We start from the raw sequence: 16,925 nt of genomic DNA, 5'->3' as shown, positions 1-16,925 counted from the left end.
AAAAATAACAGGCTTATGGGTCAAAAAATAACGCTAGCGGAACTATAAATATTCAATGAAATGATTTTCTACCCAAATTTTATATAAAACCGCCGAAAACATTACTTTTATTGGTAAATTTGATGTTTACAAGCCTAATTTAGAGCGATTCTAAATTGAAAAATTTACAAAATGAAGTTACATACAGCCGTTGAAAATATCGCCAAAGGTTCCTATGATGAAATTTTGGTGGAAGATGGATTTTATATCCTTAAGATTCAGAACGATACAAAGGATCATCAGGTGATTGAACGAGATATTGATAGCTCTTTTATCCAGTTTCACTTTTGTTTGAAGGGAAAATCCTTGTTCAACTTCAATGAGGGAAATTACCAACTGGCGGTGACGGAGGAAAATTCATTGCTGCTTTACAATACCCAAAAAGATTTGCCGCTCAACCTTATCGTTTCTCCTAATTCATGGCTACTTTCTGTGGTTATGACCATTCGGAAGTTCCATTCTTTGTTTTCCAATGAAGCAGATTACATCCCATTTTTAAGTGAGGACAACAAGGAGAAAAAATACTATTCACAAGAAATGGTTTCACCTGCCATTGCTGTGGTGTTGAGCCAGTTGATGAACTACAATCTACACCCTTCCATTAAAAAATTGTACATCAAAGGGAAAGTATATGAACTTATTTCCCTGTATTTTAATAAAACAGAAGAGGCCGATTTGGAGCAGTGTCCCTTTTTGGCCGATGAGGATAATGTTCGCCGGATCAAAATGGCCAAGGAAATCATGATTTCACGAATGGCCGAGCCACCAACCTTGGCTGAACTGTCCACTGAAATTGGATTGAGCTTGAAAAAATTGAAAGAAGGTTTTAAACAGATTTATGGCGATTCGGTTTATGGCTTTTTGTTCGATTACAAAATGGAATATGCCCGGAAAATGCTGGAAACGGGAAAACACAATGTCAATGAGGTTGGGTTAAAAGTGGGCTATAGCACGGCTAGCCATTTTATCACTTCTTTTAAAAAGAAGTACGGCACCACACCCAAAAAATATTTAACTTCAAACACATAAAAATCAAGACCATGAAATTTCTTTTTTCGTCAATATTGGCCATCTGTTTTGTGTTTGCAACTTTTGGACAAGACACTTCCAAAACCAAAGAAACTGATAGTGTAAAAATGCCAGAACTGGTGATGGTTTTTACCAAAACCGAAGGGTATCGACACCAGTCCATTGAAAAAGGGGTACAAACACTACGCGAATTAGGCCGGAAAAATGGATTCATTGCATTGCAAACAGAATCTTCTGAGGATTTTACGACCCAAAACTTGGCCAATTACAAATTGGTGATTTTTCTCAGTACTACGTTAGATGTTTTGGATGGCAATCAGCAAAAAGCATTTGAAGGATACATTAAAAATGGAGGTAGTTTTTTGGGAATCCACGGAGCTTCGGATACAGAATTTGATTGGCCCTGGTATGGCAAGTTGGTAGGCGGGTATTTTGTGGACCATCCTAACAATCCCAATGTACGAAGTGCAAAAATAAACGTGGTGGATAAATCGCATCCCTCAACATCACATTTGCCCGATGTGTGGTCCAGAAATGATGAATGGTACAACTTCAAGAATCTGAATCCGAATGTAACTGTACTGATGAACTTGGATGAAACCAGCTATGAAGGCGGCACCAATGGAGCCAACCACCCCATTGCCTGGTACCACGAGTTTGACGGGGGTCGGTCTTTCTACACTGGAGGTGGACATACCAATGAGTCTTTTGATGAGCCAGATTTTAGGCAACATCTGTTGGGCGCCATTGAATGGTGTCTAAAACGAAAGTAAAGTTGGTCGTGCTACGATGATTCCGATATTGCTTTTGATGCCTTTAAGATAATCTGCAAGGGGCAATTCGGAGATTTCCACTTCCCCATTCTTGCTGGAAGCATGCAATAAATGCAATCTTCCATCCGGTTGATGAATGGCGATACCGGTGTGGGTCACGTCCAATCCTTTTATGGAAGTGGCCAACGCAATGATATCTCCTGATTGAATTAAATGTTCTTTGCTTTCAATCTGATCTTGGGGCAAATAGCACAGTTCTTCTTTGGCTAGTTCTTTTTCTACTTGAAGCATGGCCTCAAAATTTTCATCATCCACCAAAAAAGGATAAAGTGACCGATGTGTCCCCATAAAATTAATGGGCTTATTAAGTGCAACACCGCCCAAATCCGAGGTAATATCTTTTACCAAACCCTTCTTCTGATTGTTTCGAATCCACTCCGTAAAATAATGTAAACGTGACGGATAGCCATTCATAAAACTATTTCGATACCGAATGGTTTTTAAATTTTCAGTAAATGCATCAAAAGAGTGTTGATTTTTTTTGAGCATCGACCCGAAAGCCAACACATTTTCCACAAAAGTAGTGCAATCCAATCCCGAAAAATTCACAACGAGAGTTTCCAGTTCTCCGACTTCAAGGGTTTTTTCAACATAGGGAGTGCCCATGAATGACTTTCCAACAAAAACAAGAGTGTCTCCCAATTTGGATGCTTTTACATCTTGTAATGCTTCGATTTTGGATTCAAAAAGGGACTTGTCTTCGGGCGAACAGGTTATTTGCTGACTCCGAACCATCAGTCCAAACAACAAAAAAAGAAAAGCTATTTTATGATTCATCTTCACTACGATCTGGTTGCTGTAAAAGTACCCGGGTTCTAGCAATACTTTCGGGATAATTTTCTTGCAGGTAAACAATCAGTTTTTCACGGACATGAACTCGTAAATCCCACGCGGTAGGTGAATCTTTGGCACTCATTAAAGTGCGCACCTCCACATAATTGGGTTTGGATTCGGTTACCTGCAATACATTGACCTTACCATCCCATAAATCAGTATTGTTCAAGATCCGGGTCAATTCCTCCCGTAACTTATCAAATGGAACTTTATAATCTACGTATAGAAACACGGTTCCCAATATATCGGAGGAAGTCTTTGTCCAATTTTGGAATGGTTTTTCAATGAAGTAAGGGGTGGGTACAATCAATCGTCGTTTGTCCCATATAGCTACAACCACATAGGTCAAGGTAATTTCCTCAATACGACCCCATTCCCCTTCCACGATGACCACATCATCCAGTTTTATGGGCTGGGCAATGGCAATTTGAATCCCTGCCAAAATGGTCCCAATAAATTTTTGTGCCGAAAAGCCAATAATGATACCCGCCACTCCCGCAGAAGCAAAAATACTGATGCCTACTTCCTTGATTTCCTCAAAGCTCATAAGAGCAATACCTGCGGCCAATACAACAACAATGAAAATGATGATACGCTCCAAGATGGTAAATTGGGTATAGATTTTCCGAGCTTTTAAATTATCGGCTTCCCCAATGTCATAGTTTCGTATAATTGCCTTTTTTATAATTTTTAGGAGGGCGATTATGAGCCAGGTCATGGCAAGAATGAAGAGTAAGGTACTGGACTTTCTAAACCAAAAACCTGCATCTTCCAAGTTCAATAGATCCCGCAAGGATTTCATCCGAAGGATGACGGAAAGAAAAATCAGCACCAAGGGCACCGCCAATTTTCTGAAAGACCCAGAAGGAAGGAGGTATTTTGGATTCTTGCCCAAACGCTTGAGTAGAATTGAGGTGAACCAATACAAAAAAATCAGGCATAAAAGGGTAACCCCAAGATATAGCAATGATTCTTTTGAAACGTTCTCGTAAAATGCATCCATATCAACAAAAATAAGGGAGAAAAGTGAGCAGGGGAGAGTTAAGACCTTCATTTCTGGATTGAATTTCATTATTTCTCCATAAGAAAGTATTTTGGTTGTTAAAATGCAAAGTCGGTACCAAGTTGTATTTTTGAACCCTAAAACAAAAAAGCTGTGCCAAAAGGAGTTTTATTGGTCAATTTGGGCTCGCCAGACAGCCCCACCCCCAAAGATGTAAAGCCGTATTTAGATGAATTTTTAATGGATGAGCGTGTTATAGACGTGAACCCCGTCCTTAGGAACATCATTGTTCGGGGTATTATTCTTAACACACGCCCAAAGCGTTCGGCGGAAGCCTATGCCAAAATTTGGTGGGATGAGGGTTCTCCTTTGATTGTTATTTCAGAGCGATTTACCAATAAAGTGCGCGAGCAAATTAACCTTCCCGTTGCTTTGGGTATGCGATATGGTTCCATGACCATAAAAAATGCCCTTCAAGAATTAAAGCAACAAGGCGTAGATGAGGTTTTGTTAGTGCCTTTGTATCCCCACTATGCCATGTCGTCCTACGAAACTGTTGTAGTAAAGGCCATGGAGGTGCAACAAGAGTATTTTCCTGAGATGCACTTCACCACCTTACCTGCATTTTACAGCAATCCGGATTATGTGAAGGTGTTGTCAAAAAGTATTTCCGAAGGTTTGAAAGGCTTTGAATACGATCATGTTTTGTTTTCGTACCACGGGATACCGGAGCGACATATTAAAAAATCAGACCCCACAAAATTTCATTGCAAAATAGATGGACAATGTTGCAAAACCAATTCTGTGGCGCACCACACCTGCTATAAACACCAGTGCTTGGACACTACTGAATTGGTGAAAGAGACCTTGGATTTGGATGAAACTAAGATCAGTACCTCCTTTCAATCTAGATTGGGGAGCGATCCGTGGTTACAGCCGTTCACCGATAAAGAATTTGAACGATTGGCGCAAGAGGGAAAAAAACGATTGGCAGTGATTACTCCGGCCTTTGTAAGTGACTGCTTGGAGACTTTGGAAGAAATCGCGATGGAAGGTAAGCATCAATTTCAAGAAGCGGGTGGAGAAGATTATATCCATATTCCCTGTTTAAATGATAGTGACGAGTGGGCAGGCCTAATGGTAACTTGGATTAAGGAATGGGAGGAAAAAGGTGTGCTTCCAGAAACCAGAGTAAAATAATCCCATAAAAAACTTTGCATGGCCAAAGTAACCTCTGAAGAACTTGGGGTAGAACCCATCGGAAAATTGCTCATCAAACAGGCTGTTCCGGCATCCATTGGGATTTTGGTGATGTCACTCAATGTACTGGTGGATTCAATTTTTGTGGGAAATTGGATTGGTTCCATCGCCATTGCTGCCATAAATGTGGTGCTTCCTGTTTCGTTCTTTATAGCCGCATTGGGAATGGCCATTGGTATTGGGGGCTCCAGCATTATTTCCCGTGCATTGGGTGCCAACAATAAGGAGAAAGCCTTAAAAACTTTTGGCAATCAGATAACGCTTACCCTTATTGTCACGATTTCTATGGTGGCTTTGGGGCTCTACTACGTAGATAGCCTAATCCCTGCTTTTGGTGGGAAGGGGGCCATTTTTGATCCAGCGAAAATCTACTATACCATCATTCTGTATGGAGTTCCTTTTTTGGCCCTTTGCATGATGGGAAACACGGTAATTCGGGCTGAAGGGAAGCCCAAGTTTGCCATGATAGCCATGATCATACCATCCGTGGGCAACTTACTCATGGACTACATTTTTATTTATGTGTTCGATTGGGGAATGCACGGAGCTGCTTGGGCTACAACAGTAGGATATTTGTTGTGTTTTGTATACATTCTGTACTTCTTTCTCTCCAATAACTCTGAATTAAAGATAAGCCTACCTCATTTTGGACTCGATATGCCTATTTTGAGAGAGATAGGATCACTCGGTTTTGTGACTTTGGCCCGACAGGCCGTTACCAGCATTACTTATTTGCTGATGAACAATATCCTTTTCAATTTAGGGGGTGAGGCCATGGTAGCCGTTTATGCCATTATTGGAAGAATGTTGATGTTTGCCCTGTTCCCAGTCTTTGGGGTTACACAAGGCTTTTTGCCCATTGCAGGGTTCAATTATGGAGCCGAAAAGTATGATCGGGTAAAGGAATCCATCTACACGGCCATAAAATATGCTGTCTTGGTGGCAACAATCGTTTTTGTGGTTCTTATGGTATTTCCAGGAGAGATTGCTTCCTTGTTTTTAAGTAATCGACCTGAACTCTCTGAAAAAGAACTGGCAACAAATGCTTTTGTCCTGCAACATGCTCCCTTTGCCATGCGATTGGTATTTGCCGCGACACCCATCATTGCTTTGCAACTGATAGGGGCCGCATATTTTCAGGCAGTGGGCAAGGCTATTCCAGCCTTATTGTTGACCTTGACCCGGCAAGGCTTCTTTTTTATCCCTTTGATTTTAATCTTGCCTCATTTCATGGAAGAGACCGGAGTATGGTTATCGTTTCCCATTGCAGATACGCTTTCCACTGTGGTAACAGGGCTGTATTTGGCACGGGAAGTTAAACTTAGGCTCTCCAATTGACGGGATACGTATAATCAAAATACTGGGAACCCTCTTTGTCTACAGCTTGCCTAGCAAAGTCTCAACTTCTTCCAGTTTAACGGAACCCTCTTGATATTTGGTCACAAACTCACTGGCTACATCAGCTTTTATTTTTTGATGAACCAAATGACCAATAGCTTCAGAGAATTTGCTAGCCTCCAATAACACAAGAATTTTATTGGTCCATAAATTTGGATGTCCATTATAGCATAAGGCATGGTCATAGGAAAGCAAAGCTTCTTCATATCTTTTTTGCTCGTGAAGGGCAATGCCATGTTGGAACCATGCATAGTAAGAATTGGGATTAAAAGCCAAGGACTTTTCTGCAGCTATCTGAGCCTTTTGCCAACTCTTTATGGTGTTATAGGCATAGGCTAATTGGTCCCAAGCTCGATGATCATCAGGATTCTTCAGCAGCATTTTTTTGGTGGAACTGATGGTATAATCATCCTGTTTGTCTGGCTTCAAGAAAGCGGCTCCAATTTCTTTTTCAAAAATGGGAGGTATGCTTCCCTTCAACAACCTATCCCGTTGTAATCGCAGAAAATTCAGTTCAGAAAATTCATTGGGCTTGTTATGAAGCTTATCAATAACAAAAGCAGCATCTTTAACGATCTTGGATGGGTGATTTTCACATCGTTTGCACAAATTGTTCAAAGAGGAATCCTCACCAGTAAAGTAAAAGCGCCAAAGCCAATAGAGCAGGTCGGTGCCATTTTCAAGGTGTTCTATACCTGACTTAGGGCTGGGATTCATATCAGTAGGAGGCGTTTCAAAATTATGGGTCAACATGCGCATGATCCAGAAAGCATTATCGTAGGCATCCATCACATTTGTGGAAGGTGTTGCCATCAGTTCGGAGCTGTTCAAGCCATTGCATATTTCTTGGTAGTTACTGTATACATCACTGTCATCGGCTAGGTTGATTTTTCCCGACAACAGTCTCAGTTCCTTTTGAAAAAGTGAAATCTCAGGGATATCCGGTAGTTTCCCATCAATTATGGGTTCAACATCGATTTGGCGATCATCGGCAAAAAGCATAAAGTCTTCATAAACGCGATTCAGATAAGCAAACGATTCTGGAGAATCGGCCAAGAATTTCATATCCAACACACCAGAATTATGAAGAAACACTTCAGGATGGTTTGCATCGAGGTTTACATAATATTGTTGACCACCTGAATCAGTTCCAATCAAAACAGAGTTGGTAAATACTTGGGCAAATAGTTCAATTTGACCAAATGATAACAGCCACATAAAACTATTTTCGGCATCAATTTCCGGGAGTGTCAGATCAGTTGTAAAGTATTGTCCAAACCCGGCACCGGATTTATAATCTTGCAGAAATTGTAGAAGTGCTCGTACCGATTCAGACATGGAATGCCCGAATAGTCCTTCTATACCCTTTACAATATTTTGAGGCGCATTTGTTTTCTCTGTGGTTGTGGTCAATTCCTCCAAAAAGGAACTCTTAAAATATTTTTCGGATTTTGTCATGGGAGTATTATCACTTTTACCAAAAATCCTAAATCAGTCCCTATTTTTGGCAGCCCATTTGACCAATACCCTGTTTGAACCAATAATCTGCCCATAGAGAATTAGGAAACAGTTGGGTTGATTTAATTCTGTAACAAGAGATTTCGTTATTTTAGGACCTTGATTAAACCAAACCATGAAAAAAACAGTTGTATTAAGTCTAATAATTTTGACAATGGCCTGCGGCGAGAAACCTGAACAAAAAGAAATGTATACCCTATTTGTAGGGACCTATACCAATGGTGCCAGTGAAGGCATTTATTCACTCCAATTCAACCCCGAAACCGGTAATTTGGACTCCTTGAAATTGGCGGCCGAGTTGCCTAATCCATCTTTTGTGACCATTTCCAAAGACAAACAACATCTGTACGCAGTGCAGGAAAACTCAGATTTTGACAGTCGGGGAGGAGGTGTATCTGCTTTTAAACTAAAGGATGGGGGCTTGGAACTACAAAACAGTATGGGTACTGGAGGTCCGGGTCCTTGCCATGTGTCGCTTTCCGAGGATGGGCGCTTAGCTGTGTCTAATTATGTGGGAGGCAATGTTGCTTTATTCAAATTAAAGGATGATGGGTCTTTTGGGGATGCTCCGCAAATCATAGACCATAAAGTTTTGGATACCACCAAAACACCCCATGCCCACATGGCCCAATTTACCAAAGAGGGTCTTTTTGTGGCCGACTTAGGCTTGGATGCTGTTAAACGTTATCAATTGGAAGATGGGGAATTTGTGCCTGGAGACCAGCCTTCTTTGTCATTCGCTAATGGTGCAGGGCCACGCCATTTTACATTTGGACAAAATGGAAAATTGTATGTAATCAATGAATTGAACGCCACCATTTCGGTTTTTGAGAAGGATGCTGATGGTGCTTACCAAGAAATCCAAGTAGTGGAAACCTTAGATCCAACCTATGAAGGCAGAAATGCTTGTGCCGATATTCATTTGTCCGCAGATGGAAAGTTTTTGTACGGTTCCAACAGAGGGGAGAACACTATTGTAATTTTTGCGGTGGATGGTTCTTCCGGGAAATTGGATTTGGTAGGAAGGCAATCCGTTCATGGCAACTGGCCCCGAAATTTTGCTTTGGACCCCACAGAAAACTTCCTATTGGTGGCCAACAAAATTAGTAGCAATATTGTAGTTTTTAAGAGAGATGTAGAAGCTGGGACATTGACCTATTTGAGCGAAATTGAGGTACCCAATCCTATTTGCTTGGAGTTTTTGGACTAAAGGTGTTTTTGTTTCAACTTTTGAATAAAGTCAGCCGACATTACATAGACATTGGATTTTCCACTGTTGTACGGCTTGGAATTCCCATCTAAGATTCTGTCACTGGCAAAAACAAACAATTTTCCGTCTGGGCTTACCCAAGGGCAGATTTCATGGGCTTCTGAATTAATGGGAGCACCCATATTTTCGGGTTCGGTCCAATGTCCATCAATATTAAACGAGATGTAAAGATCCCCTCTTCCCAAACTGTTATCATACCCACGGAAAATTAAATAATCTTCGTTGGGCGAAATAAACGGGTCTCCCTTGTCCCCACCTTTGTTGATAGTTTCCGGAAGAGGTTCCACCTCATAAACCGAATCTTTTTTTTCCGCCTTATAAATATCCCCACGGGACCAAATATTAAAGTAAAGAACTCCATTATTTGTAAGAGAGCTGTAGTATTCTTCATTCATATCCCCGGTCAAACGGACATAGGTAGGTTCATTCCAGAAGGAGTCCTTGCGTTCCACATACCAAATTCCGCTGTTTTGGTTTCCATTCTTTGGTCTTCGGGAACTGTAATACAAACGAGTTCCATCAGGAGAAAATAGCGGATCGTATTCGGCATAGTCTTTAGAAAAGGGGGCTATTTTGGGTTTGCTCCAAGTACTGTCAGCCTGCATTTGAGTATAGGTGATATAGGCATTTTCGGGAACATCGGTAGTGTAGAAGAATTGTGTGCCATCAGTAGAGAAAGTCCCGTTGTATTCTGATTCCGGCGTAGCCAAAAATTCAGGGGCCAAAAGCTTTGGTTGTTCGGTTGGAATAACTCCAAAAAAAGGACCTTTGACTTGTGATTGTCCTGTTGAATCTGAAACTTTGCCTTGCCGTTTACATCCAAAGAGAGCTAAAAGCAACAGAAAGGAAATAAAGCTTGGCTTATTCACAACGATAGGTTTTGTCCTTTACATCAAAAGAAGCTGAAGTATCGGGTCTGAGCGAACCATGCCAGGAGTCTTTGTACCATTTTTCCGGTTCGTCATCACTGCGATAATCGGCAGTGAAAAAAGAAAAATCTTGGTTAAAAGTGATGACGATATCCCCTTTTCCGTCAGCATCGTGCCAGCGGCCTGTCATTACTTGGTCTTTTAATCGGCCCCAAACCCCACCGAGGGCCTTTTTGTGGATCAAATAATAGGCACCAGCCACTTCATCCTTGTCGATAAGGAGATCAAAGCGACCAATTTCAGTACAATAGTTTTTGGACATAACGGTATTTTGTTCTTCACTCTGGGCATAAAATAATTGGCACATCAAACCAAAAAACAGACAGTAAACGGAAGTTTTATAAATCATAACGGATGTTTTTATAAAGGGATTTTTAAGCGAACCAACCTATAGTTCTCCAATTGGTCTGGATGGATAATGGTGTTGTTTTCCTGATTAAAATTATCCAACTGCGAATCTGCTACAAAGTACATATGGCCGTCATAAATGGCGAAGGTCGTTGGGATGTCTGAAGCGTGTTCAAATGCTGCTATTTTGGTATCAGAGATAATTTCCGAGCTATTTTCATTCAACTTAAATTGAAAGACCCCATTCTGAGTTAGGTCTCTTCTTCCATTGACAATGGCAAAAAGGTTGTTCCGATAATATTTCATTCCATCAATGCCCTTAAACGAATTGGGTTGGTTAATGAGTTTTTGGCTGGCAATATCCAAAATCCGGATACCACTGGTATAGGAGGCCAGATACAAATACCTATTATCATCAGAAATAGCAATGCCGTTGGAATGCTTCACTTCATCATGGGAGAAAAAGACTTCCAGTTCATTTTTGTTTGGGTTGATGGTATATATGGAGCTGCTTTCGGAATCCGTAATGTAAGCTGTACCCTTGGAATCGACCGCTATGTCATTCAAGTACACAAAACTCCCATTGTCCAAGGTGTACGATTGGATGAGTTCTCCCGAAGTTATATCCAGCAAGAGCAAGATGGATGTGTTATTTTCTTTGGATAATCCATTTCCCAAAGCGTAGAGTGTGTTGTCTTTAATGGTCATCCCAAAACCGGAAAGGTACCCATGCTCATGGCTTTTCAAAAATTCCTCGACATCACTTCCATCTAAATTAGAACGGACAATCTTGGTGCTTTTTAAACTGTTTAGGTATACCTTATGTGAAATGGGATCAATGGCAATTCCTTCTGGGATGAGGTCTTTTTCAAAATGTAATGGAATAGCAATGTCCAAGTTTTGTCCATGGCAAACAAAACAAGCAAGGATAGAAAAGACCAACAGTATTCTCATTGAAGTTCTATTTGAATGAAAAATACTAAAACATGGTGGGGCTTACCTCAACATTATCAGAATTTTAAGGTTTAATCTACCTGCTGAATCCCCGAAACATGGGAAGCAATCGCTTTCCATTGCCCATCGCGTTTTACAACTACATTACTGGATTGGTAAATGGTCTTGGTAGAGTCTTTAAAGATGTGTCCCGTTCCACAGATCATCGCAGTGCCATTGGGTAGAATATCCAAGCGTTTTATTTCAAAGAAGAAGGAGTCGTGGGGACTTGCGTGCGCCTTAATCCAATCCAATTCTTGCGCTTTGTTGGACCAGTTTCCATCAGCATCGATCATTTGAAAATCATCGCCCAAGATGGAATCAAGCAATATTGTGTCTTGCTCCCGATAGGCCTTGGGCCAATCCACTTCTTTCAAATGCCGAAGGGCAGCACGGTCTTGTTCCGAAATGATTGAGGTGGATTTTGAGGTTTGAGTTTCTGTTTTGCAGGAAAGCAAAGCCAAAATGGCAATGCTAATGAAATAACGATTCATTTTTCTTTTTTTGATATTTCAAAAATAAGAGCAGAGGGGATTTGGCTGACACAAAACTGTGCGAGCTGCGTAAACTTAGGCGTGAGTCGCGGAGCTGGACTCAGCAAATTTCTTAAAATACGTCCGGCTGAATTTAAGCGCACTCCCATTTTTCAAAAAAAGAACACCATCCCCATTTTTGTTCTTTCGGTAATGGTCTATAAAAACCCGATTCACTAAATAGGAGCGATGTATTCGTTTAAATTCGGTAGGGCAAACCTGTTTTTGAAAAACGCGTAGACTTTGGTATTTCACAAACTTCCCTTTTTCAGTATGCAGTACAATACAATTATTGCTGGTTTCCACGTAAACGATTTCTTTGGGTTGAAGCATAAATTGCATTCCCTTCTTGCTTACTTTTATCTGCGTAGCTTTTTCTGATTTGGTTTCGGTTGATTTTGATTCAGTTCCCACAAAATGGAACAAGAGAAAAAAATAGCAGAGCAGGTTTACGGCAACGTTGTTCGTAAGTCCGGCATTCAGCAAATTGAAACTGGGCGAAGTGCACTGGTACACCGTGGTCATTAAAAAAACGACCAATACCTGTCCCACGATAATATTCAATGCTGAGGCCGATAATCCCAACCCTCCCTGAATCAATAGGGATTTGGAATGGGGGTTAAAAGACCATTTTTGGGCCCATACTTTGATTTGCTTTGCAGAAGCGGCCCAAAAAACAAAACTGGTAACGGCTAGAATACTCAATTCGGAAAAACAAGGAATCCCCAAACTTGCCTGAAACATGCGACCAATGCCCATATTGAGCAAAACAAACACCGAAATCAAGGAAATGGTTTTGGACATGCTTAAAGATACGGATTGTGAATGGCTATTAGCTTATCACTTAGCAAAATAAACTATGATTCCAACTACCAGCAATCCCGCTAGAACGGCAAAGAAAATCTTCCAGAAACTGTAAGGTCGTGTACCCGAAATCTGCCCGTTTTCCCCATTGATGAAGAAATTGTACTCCTTGCCTTGATAGCGATAGGCACTCACATACACAGGCAACAAAATATGTTTGAAGGTCTCTTCGGAGAGTTGCATATCCATACTGGTGACCCGTTGCGTGTCTCCACCAATGTCTTGCCTACACCATCGTTCTGCAATATCTCGTGCCACTTCTTTGGAATGCAGGTGTCCCTCTTGCAATGGAATGGTATATTTCTCCGTAACAAAACCGGAAAGAAAACTACTGTCAAAGGGTTGCAACATGTTTAAGTTCCACTGGGCAATTTTGTTTGGAATCCGTCCTGCTTTTTGCTGCGAAGCTTTTATCAAGGTATCGTCCACAAACCCGGATACTTTTCCAGAGGCGGGGTACCATCGTGTTTTCCGAACCCGTTGCGTTACCATTTTCCCATTCGCATCTCGAACTCTTCGGGTTTCATAATAGTATTCACCACGCTGACCAATATATGAAGCTGAAAGCTGTGCGTCAAAAGTCCAATACGGTAAATAGAGTCCTTTGGTGAATTGAGGATCCAAAGCGGCTTTTTGCAATTTGTTCGGAGCGAACCACAACCGTTTTACCCATTTCTTAAAAATGGTAAACGAAGCTTTTTGGTCAATTTGAAAAGGAAGTACCGCCCCAGGCAGAATCCAATCTTCTTTGTAGGCATCCTCCAAGATCAAGGGCATACCGCAATAGACACAGTGGAGTGATTTGTAATTTTCCTCCACATGTTGGTTGGCACCGCAATTTTTGCAATGCAACATACTGATTTCCTCACTGTGCCGCTGTGAGCCCATCTCCTTGAGGTAGGGGTATAGCTCCAACTCCTCAAACCCCTTTTCATCCAATTTAATGGTTTCCTCATGCCCACAATATTCGCAACTGATATTGGTAGTGCCAGGCTTGTATTTAAGTTCAGCACCACAATTGACACAGGCTTTTTTGAGTTCGGTCTTTTGGATTTCTTGTTCTTCCAAGGGCTTTTGTCATTCTGAGTGAAACGAAGAATCTCACTCATTTACTAATAAAAAATGAGAGATGCTTCACCTTTTTCTTGACTGCCCCTTCGACTACGCTCAGGGTGTCAGCTCGAAATGACGGTTCAGCATGACAAGGTTAAAATTACTCCGTTGGTAACGGCGGAGGGGTATTACCACCCAAGAATGATTTTAGTTCTTCCACTTCCCTCAAGGGGGTCCATGCTGCCATGCCCTGTTTCCAGACCAAACTATCTCGGTTGACGGTTCTTCCCGCAAACAACGCTTGTAATTGTTCAAACGAAACTGGACCATGTTGTGTGCCGTTCACCGCATAAAAATATTGGGTTGGCATTGGCATAGGTGGCGGGGTTTGGGCTGCTGCTGGCTGTCCTTGCACAGTTACTCCTCCCATCTGAGGATTCATCATGCCCCCCATTTGCTGGGCCAAAACAAAGCCCATTCCCATTCCCATTCCGGCGCCGGCGGTACCACCTTCGTTTTGGGCGGCTGCTTCAATGGCTTTGGCGGTTTTGAACTTGGTCAATTTGTCCAAATCCAATTTATCGATACGACTGTACTCAAAGATTTCCTTCTTGAGGTCTTCCGGCATGGAAACGTTTTCAATGTAGAATTTCTCCAAAGAAATGCCCACGCTCTGAAACTCGGGTGCCATCACTTCACGACAGGTATCCGAAAGTTCGGTGGTATTGGCGGCATAAAGTTCAATGGGCAGATTGGCCTGTCCCACGGTGTTGGTGAATCGCGTGGCGATTAAACTTTTCAAATGCTCATTGATTTCAAAATTGGTGAAGTTGCTATCGGTTCCCACAATGTCAATAATGAACTTCCCAGCATCCGAAATTTTAAACGCATAAGTGCCAAAAGCTCGTATTTCCACTAATCCAAAACGGTCATCACTTAAGGTGATGGGGCTTTTGGTGCCCCATTTTTCATCGGTGAACAAATGCGTGTTCACAAAATAGACCTCGGCTTTAAAAGGTGAATTGAATCCGTATTTCCAACCTTTTAAGGTGGCCAAAATAGGAAGGTTTTGCGTGGTAAGGTCGTAGGTGCCCGGCTCAAAAACATCGGCGAGTTGCCCCTCGTTGATGAACACAGCAGTTTGTCCTTCGCGGACAATCAATTTTGCTCCGTTCTTGATTTCGTTCTGGTAGCGCTCAAACCGATGTGCGATAGTGTCATCGGTATAGTCCAGCCACTCAATAATGTCGATAAACTCATGACTGAGCTTTTCCTTGATTTTGCCAAAAATATCCATGGTTATAGTGTTTTAAAGTTATTCTTGTATTCAATTATTTCACCTCACAAGAGGTATCCGCAATGATTTTCCATTCCCCATCAATTCGTTTTAGGACCAGCATAAAAATGCCATGCATGTCGCCTACGGTTCGGGTTAAGTTGTATTCTCCCATCACCATATAGGCATCTTCATAGACTTTGGAAACTTCATTGGAGGTCAATTCAAGATGACCAAAATGGTCTTTGGACGGATAACTTTTTTTGTATCGGTCCTTGGTGCTTTGCCAACCTTTTACCACTCCGGCACTTCCATAAAAAGTAAGTTCCTCTGATTTCCAATAGGTCTCCATAAAGGTGTCAATATCATAGTCGTTCCATGCATCCTGCTGAACGGACAATACCTTTAAAATATCGGCTTTGTCTTTGGCTTCATCCGGTGCTTGGGAAAAGCAGGTTAGGGAGAACAACAAAATCAGATAACAGCACTTTTTCATATCAGTTTAGGTTTGGAGCTTTAAATCTATGAAAAACGAACTTAGCTTCCGATGGATTAGTATAAAATCGAGGGGTTTTGTTACATTGCCGTCCATCAAAAGGACTAAACGATATAACCCGATGAAATTTCTTGCCAGAATCGCCTTAATTGTCATGTTGCTTCTTATTGCTTCGTGTGGAGAAGTGAGTGAAAAATCAAAACCCGCTGAAGAAGTATCGGAGATACCTCCGATGATTACAGAAAAAATTACCCTCACTCTGGAGCAGGCCAATAGCTTGGCCACCCTTCCGTTGGAATGTGTGCAAAAGGAATACCCAAATAAATTGGGGCATACCTTGGGCAGCAAGGGAGATTTAGGGGAACCCCAAGCATTGCACCCTGCATTTTATGGTTGTTTTGACTGGCATTCCTCGGTGCATGGCAATTGGTCCATGGTGCGACTGCTGAAGGAGTTTCCCAATGTGGAAGAAGCGGAACGGATGCGCAGGATTCTATCCGAAAATATTACCCAAGAGAGCATTGCTGGAGAGGTGAAGTATTTTGAAGGTGAACACAACAAAAATTACGAGCGAACCTATGGTTGGGGGTGGTTGCTGAAATTGGCCGAAGAACTCCATACGTGGGATGACCCGCTTGCCCGGGAATTGGAAACCAACTTGCAACCGTTGACGGAGTTAATTGCCCAAAAGTTCATTGACTACCTACCCAAATTGCAATATCCGGTTCGGGTAGGGACGCACACCAACACCGCTTTTGCATTGGCGTTTGCATGGGATTATGCCCAGACCCTTGGTAATACTGCTTTGCAGGAAGCGATTCAACAACGGGCGTTGGATTTTTATCAAAATGATACAGATTGTCCCCTGACATGGGAGCCCAGTGGAGCCGATTTTCTATCCCCATGTTTTGAGGAAATGGATTTGATGCGACGCATTTTGGGTAAGGAAGATTTTTTAAAATGGATGGCGCAGTTCCTGCCCAATTTACAGCAACCTGATTTTGATGTGGCCGTTGCCTTGGTCGGTGACCGTGAGGATGGCCAGTTGGTCCACTTGGATGGCTTGAACTTCAGCCGAGCTTGGGTATTGTTTGGATTGGCCAATCAATATCCAGAGGAATATGGGCATCTGGAACCATTAGCTCACGAACATTTGGCTTATTCCTTTCCAAATTTGATTGGGGATAATTACGAAGGCGGCCATTGGTTGGGCACTTTTGCGATTTATGCGTTGGGGGAGCAGTAGGGA

General features: G+C 41.9%; 17 protein-coding genes. 6 read left to right on the top strand and 11 right to left on the bottom strand.

What is annotated here, in order from left to right:
* Nucleotides 1-171 precede the first annotated feature (171 nt).
* A complete protein-coding gene (locus J0X14_RS00995) occupies nt 172-1,068 on the top strand; it encodes an AraC family transcriptional regulator (RefSeq protein WP_207095899.1) in 897 nt (298 codons plus the stop codon).
* An 11-nt stretch (nt 1,069-1,079) separates the two neighbouring features.
* Nucleotides 1,080-1,841 (top strand): ThuA domain-containing protein, encoded by a 762-nt coding sequence (locus J0X14_RS00990; protein WP_207095898.1) that lies wholly within the window; start codon nt 1,080-1,082, stop codon nt 1,839-1,841.
* Here the strand turns inward: J0X14_RS00990 and J0X14_RS00985 are convergent.
* Nucleotides 1,827-2,678: an N-acetylmuramoyl-L-alanine amidase-like domain-containing protein gene (locus tag J0X14_RS00985; RefSeq protein WP_207095897.1), complete on the bottom strand. Its 852-nt coding sequence runs from the start codon at nt 2,676-2,678 to the stop codon at nt 1,827-1,829. The genes J0X14_RS00990 and J0X14_RS00985 overlap by 15 nt on opposite strands.
* Nucleotides 2,668-3,738 carry a mechanosensitive ion channel family protein gene (locus tag J0X14_RS00980; protein WP_207096636.1) on the bottom strand — a complete coding sequence of 357 codons (1,071 nt, stop codon included), beginning with the start codon at nt 3,736-3,738 and terminating at the stop codon, nt 2,668-2,670. The genes J0X14_RS00985 and J0X14_RS00980 overlap by 11 nt, the downstream gene beginning before the upstream one ends.
* Nucleotides 3,739-3,891: 153 nt before the next feature.
* Here J0X14_RS00980 and hemH point away from each other — a divergent pair, with 153 nt between their 5' ends.
* Both hemH and J0X14_RS00970 read left to right on the top strand, forming a co-directional pair.
* Entirely contained in the window at nt 3,892-4,938 is a 1,047-nt protein-coding gene (hemH, locus tag J0X14_RS00975) for a ferrochelatase (protein WP_207095896.1), read from the top strand.
* Nucleotides 4,939-4,956: 18 nt separating this feature from the next.
* A complete protein-coding gene (locus J0X14_RS00970) occupies nt 4,957-6,336 on the top strand; it encodes an MATE family efflux transporter (protein ID WP_207095895.1) in 1,380 nt (459 codons plus the stop codon).
* A gap of 39 nt (nt 6,337-6,375) precedes the next feature.
* Here J0X14_RS00970 and J0X14_RS00965 read toward each other — a convergent pair whose 3' ends face one another.
* Nucleotides 6,376-7,854, bottom strand: coding sequence for a tetratricopeptide repeat protein (locus J0X14_RS00965; protein ID WP_207095894.1), 1,479 nt, complete (start codon nt 7,852-7,854; stop codon nt 6,376-6,378).
* 175 nt (nt 7,855-8,029) lie between these two features.
* Between J0X14_RS00965 and J0X14_RS00960 the strand changes: the two genes are divergently transcribed.
* A complete protein-coding gene (locus J0X14_RS00960; protein ID WP_207095893.1) occupies nt 8,030-9,124 on the top strand; it encodes a lactonase family protein in 1,095 nt (364 codons plus the stop codon).
* Here J0X14_RS00960 and J0X14_RS00955 read toward each other — a convergent pair.
* From J0X14_RS00955 to J0X14_RS00920, 8 genes are all read right to left on the bottom strand, one after another.
* Entirely contained in the window at nt 9,121-10,053 is a 933-nt protein-coding gene (locus tag J0X14_RS00955) for a PD40 domain-containing protein (RefSeq protein ID WP_207095892.1), read from the bottom strand. The genes J0X14_RS00960 and J0X14_RS00955 overlap by 4 nt on opposite strands.
* Nucleotides 10,046-10,462 (bottom strand): hypothetical protein, encoded by a 417-nt coding sequence (locus J0X14_RS00950; RefSeq protein WP_207095891.1) that lies wholly within the window; start codon nt 10,460-10,462, stop codon nt 10,046-10,048. The genes J0X14_RS00955 and J0X14_RS00950 overlap by 8 nt, the downstream gene beginning before the upstream one ends.
* 11 nt (nt 10,463-10,473) lie before the next feature.
* A complete protein-coding gene (locus J0X14_RS00945) occupies nt 10,474-11,415 on the bottom strand; it encodes an SMP-30/gluconolactonase/LRE family protein (RefSeq protein ID WP_207095890.1) in 942 nt (313 codons plus the stop codon).
* Between the two features lie 71 nt (nt 11,416-11,486).
* On the bottom strand, nt 11,487-11,948 hold the full coding sequence (locus J0X14_RS00940) for a nuclear transport factor 2 family protein (RefSeq protein ID WP_207095889.1): 462 nt from the start codon (nt 11,946-11,948) through the stop codon (nt 11,487-11,489).
* 75 nt (nt 11,949-12,023) lie between these two features.
* Nucleotides 12,024-12,791 (bottom strand): LytTR family DNA-binding domain-containing protein, encoded by a 768-nt coding sequence (locus tag J0X14_RS00935; RefSeq protein ID WP_207095888.1) that lies wholly within the window; start codon nt 12,789-12,791, stop codon nt 12,024-12,026.
* A 36-nt stretch (nt 12,792-12,827) separates the two neighbouring features.
* Entirely contained in the window at nt 12,828-13,919 is a 1,092-nt protein-coding gene (locus tag J0X14_RS00930) for a DNA helicase PriA (RefSeq protein WP_207095887.1), read from the bottom strand.
* 145 nt (nt 13,920-14,064) lie between these two features.
* Nucleotides 14,065-15,201 (bottom strand): SPFH domain-containing protein, encoded by a 1,137-nt coding sequence (locus J0X14_RS00925; RefSeq protein ID WP_207095886.1) that lies wholly within the window; start codon nt 15,199-15,201, stop codon nt 14,065-14,067.
* A 34-nt stretch (nt 15,202-15,235) separates the two neighbouring features.
* The gene (locus J0X14_RS00920; protein WP_207095885.1) at nt 15,236-15,676 is read right to left on the bottom strand and encodes a YybH family protein; all 441 of its coding nucleotides are present in this window, start codon (nt 15,674-15,676) and stop codon (nt 15,236-15,238) included.
* A 121-nt stretch (nt 15,677-15,797) separates the two neighbouring features.
* Here J0X14_RS00920 and J0X14_RS00915 point away from each other — a divergent pair, with 121 nt between their 5' ends.
* Nucleotides 15,798-16,922: a DUF2891 domain-containing protein gene (locus tag J0X14_RS00915; RefSeq protein WP_207095884.1), complete on the top strand. Its 1,125-nt coding sequence runs from the start codon at nt 15,798-15,800 to the stop codon at nt 16,920-16,922.
* The last annotated feature ends 3 nt before the right edge of the window (nt 16,923-16,925 follow it).

It is taken from the genome of Allomuricauda sp. CAU 1633 (assembly GCF_017313225.1).
Taxonomy (GTDB): Bacteria; Bacteroidota; Bacteroidia; order Flavobacteriales; family Flavobacteriaceae; genus Flagellimonas.
The sequence above is the reverse complement of the archived record's forward strand: the minus strand, read 5'-3'. Positions and strand labels throughout refer to the sequence as shown.

What these genes read in the sequence shown, in the direction of transcription:
- J0X14_RS00995 (WP_207095899.1), top strand. Translation starts at nt 172, where the DNA reads ATGAAGTTACATACAGCCGTTGAAAATATCGCCAAAGGTTCCTATGAT.
- J0X14_RS00990 (WP_207095898.1), top strand. Translation starts at nt 1,080, where the DNA reads ATGAAATTTCTTTTTTCGTCAATATTGGCCATCTGTTTTGTGTTTGCA.
- J0X14_RS00985 (WP_207095897.1), bottom strand. Translation starts at nt 2,678, where the DNA reads ATGAATCATAAAATAGCTTTTCTTTTTTTGTTGTTTGGACTGATGGTT.
- J0X14_RS00980 (WP_207096636.1), bottom strand. Translation starts at nt 3,738, where the DNA reads ATGGATGCATTTTACGAGAACGTTTCAAAAGAATCATTGCTATATCTT.
- J0X14_RS00970 (WP_207095895.1), top strand. Translation starts at nt 4,957, where the DNA reads ATGGCCAAAGTAACCTCTGAAGAACTTGGGGTAGAACCCATCGGAAAA.
- J0X14_RS00965 (WP_207095894.1), bottom strand. Translation starts at nt 7,854, where the DNA reads ATGACAAAATCCGAAAAATATTTTAAGAGTTCCTTTTTGGAGGAATTG.
- J0X14_RS00960 (WP_207095893.1), top strand. Translation starts at nt 8,030, where the DNA reads ATGAAAAAAACAGTTGTATTAAGTCTAATAATTTTGACAATGGCCTGC.
- J0X14_RS00950 (WP_207095891.1), bottom strand. Translation starts at nt 10,462, where the DNA reads ATGATTTATAAAACTTCCGTTTACTGTCTGTTTTTTGGTTTGATGTGC.
- J0X14_RS00945 (WP_207095890.1), bottom strand. Translation starts at nt 11,415, where the DNA reads ATGAGAATACTGTTGGTCTTTTCTATCCTTGCTTGTTTTGTTTGCCAT.
- J0X14_RS00940 (WP_207095889.1), bottom strand. Translation starts at nt 11,948, where the DNA reads ATGAATCGTTATTTCATTAGCATTGCCATTTTGGCTTTGCTTTCCTGC.
- J0X14_RS00935 (WP_207095888.1), bottom strand. Translation starts at nt 12,791, where the DNA reads ATGTCCAAAACCATTTCCTTGATTTCGGTGTTTGTTTTGCTCAATATG.
- J0X14_RS00925 (WP_207095886.1), bottom strand. Translation starts at nt 15,201, where the DNA reads ATGGATATTTTTGGCAAAATCAAGGAAAAGCTCAGTCATGAGTTTATC.
- J0X14_RS00920 (WP_207095885.1), bottom strand. Translation starts at nt 15,676, where the DNA reads ATGAAAAAGTGCTGTTATCTGATTTTGTTGTTCTCCCTAACCTGCTTT.
- J0X14_RS00915 (WP_207095884.1), top strand. Translation starts at nt 15,798, where the DNA reads ATGAAATTTCTTGCCAGAATCGCCTTAATTGTCATGTTGCTTCTTATT.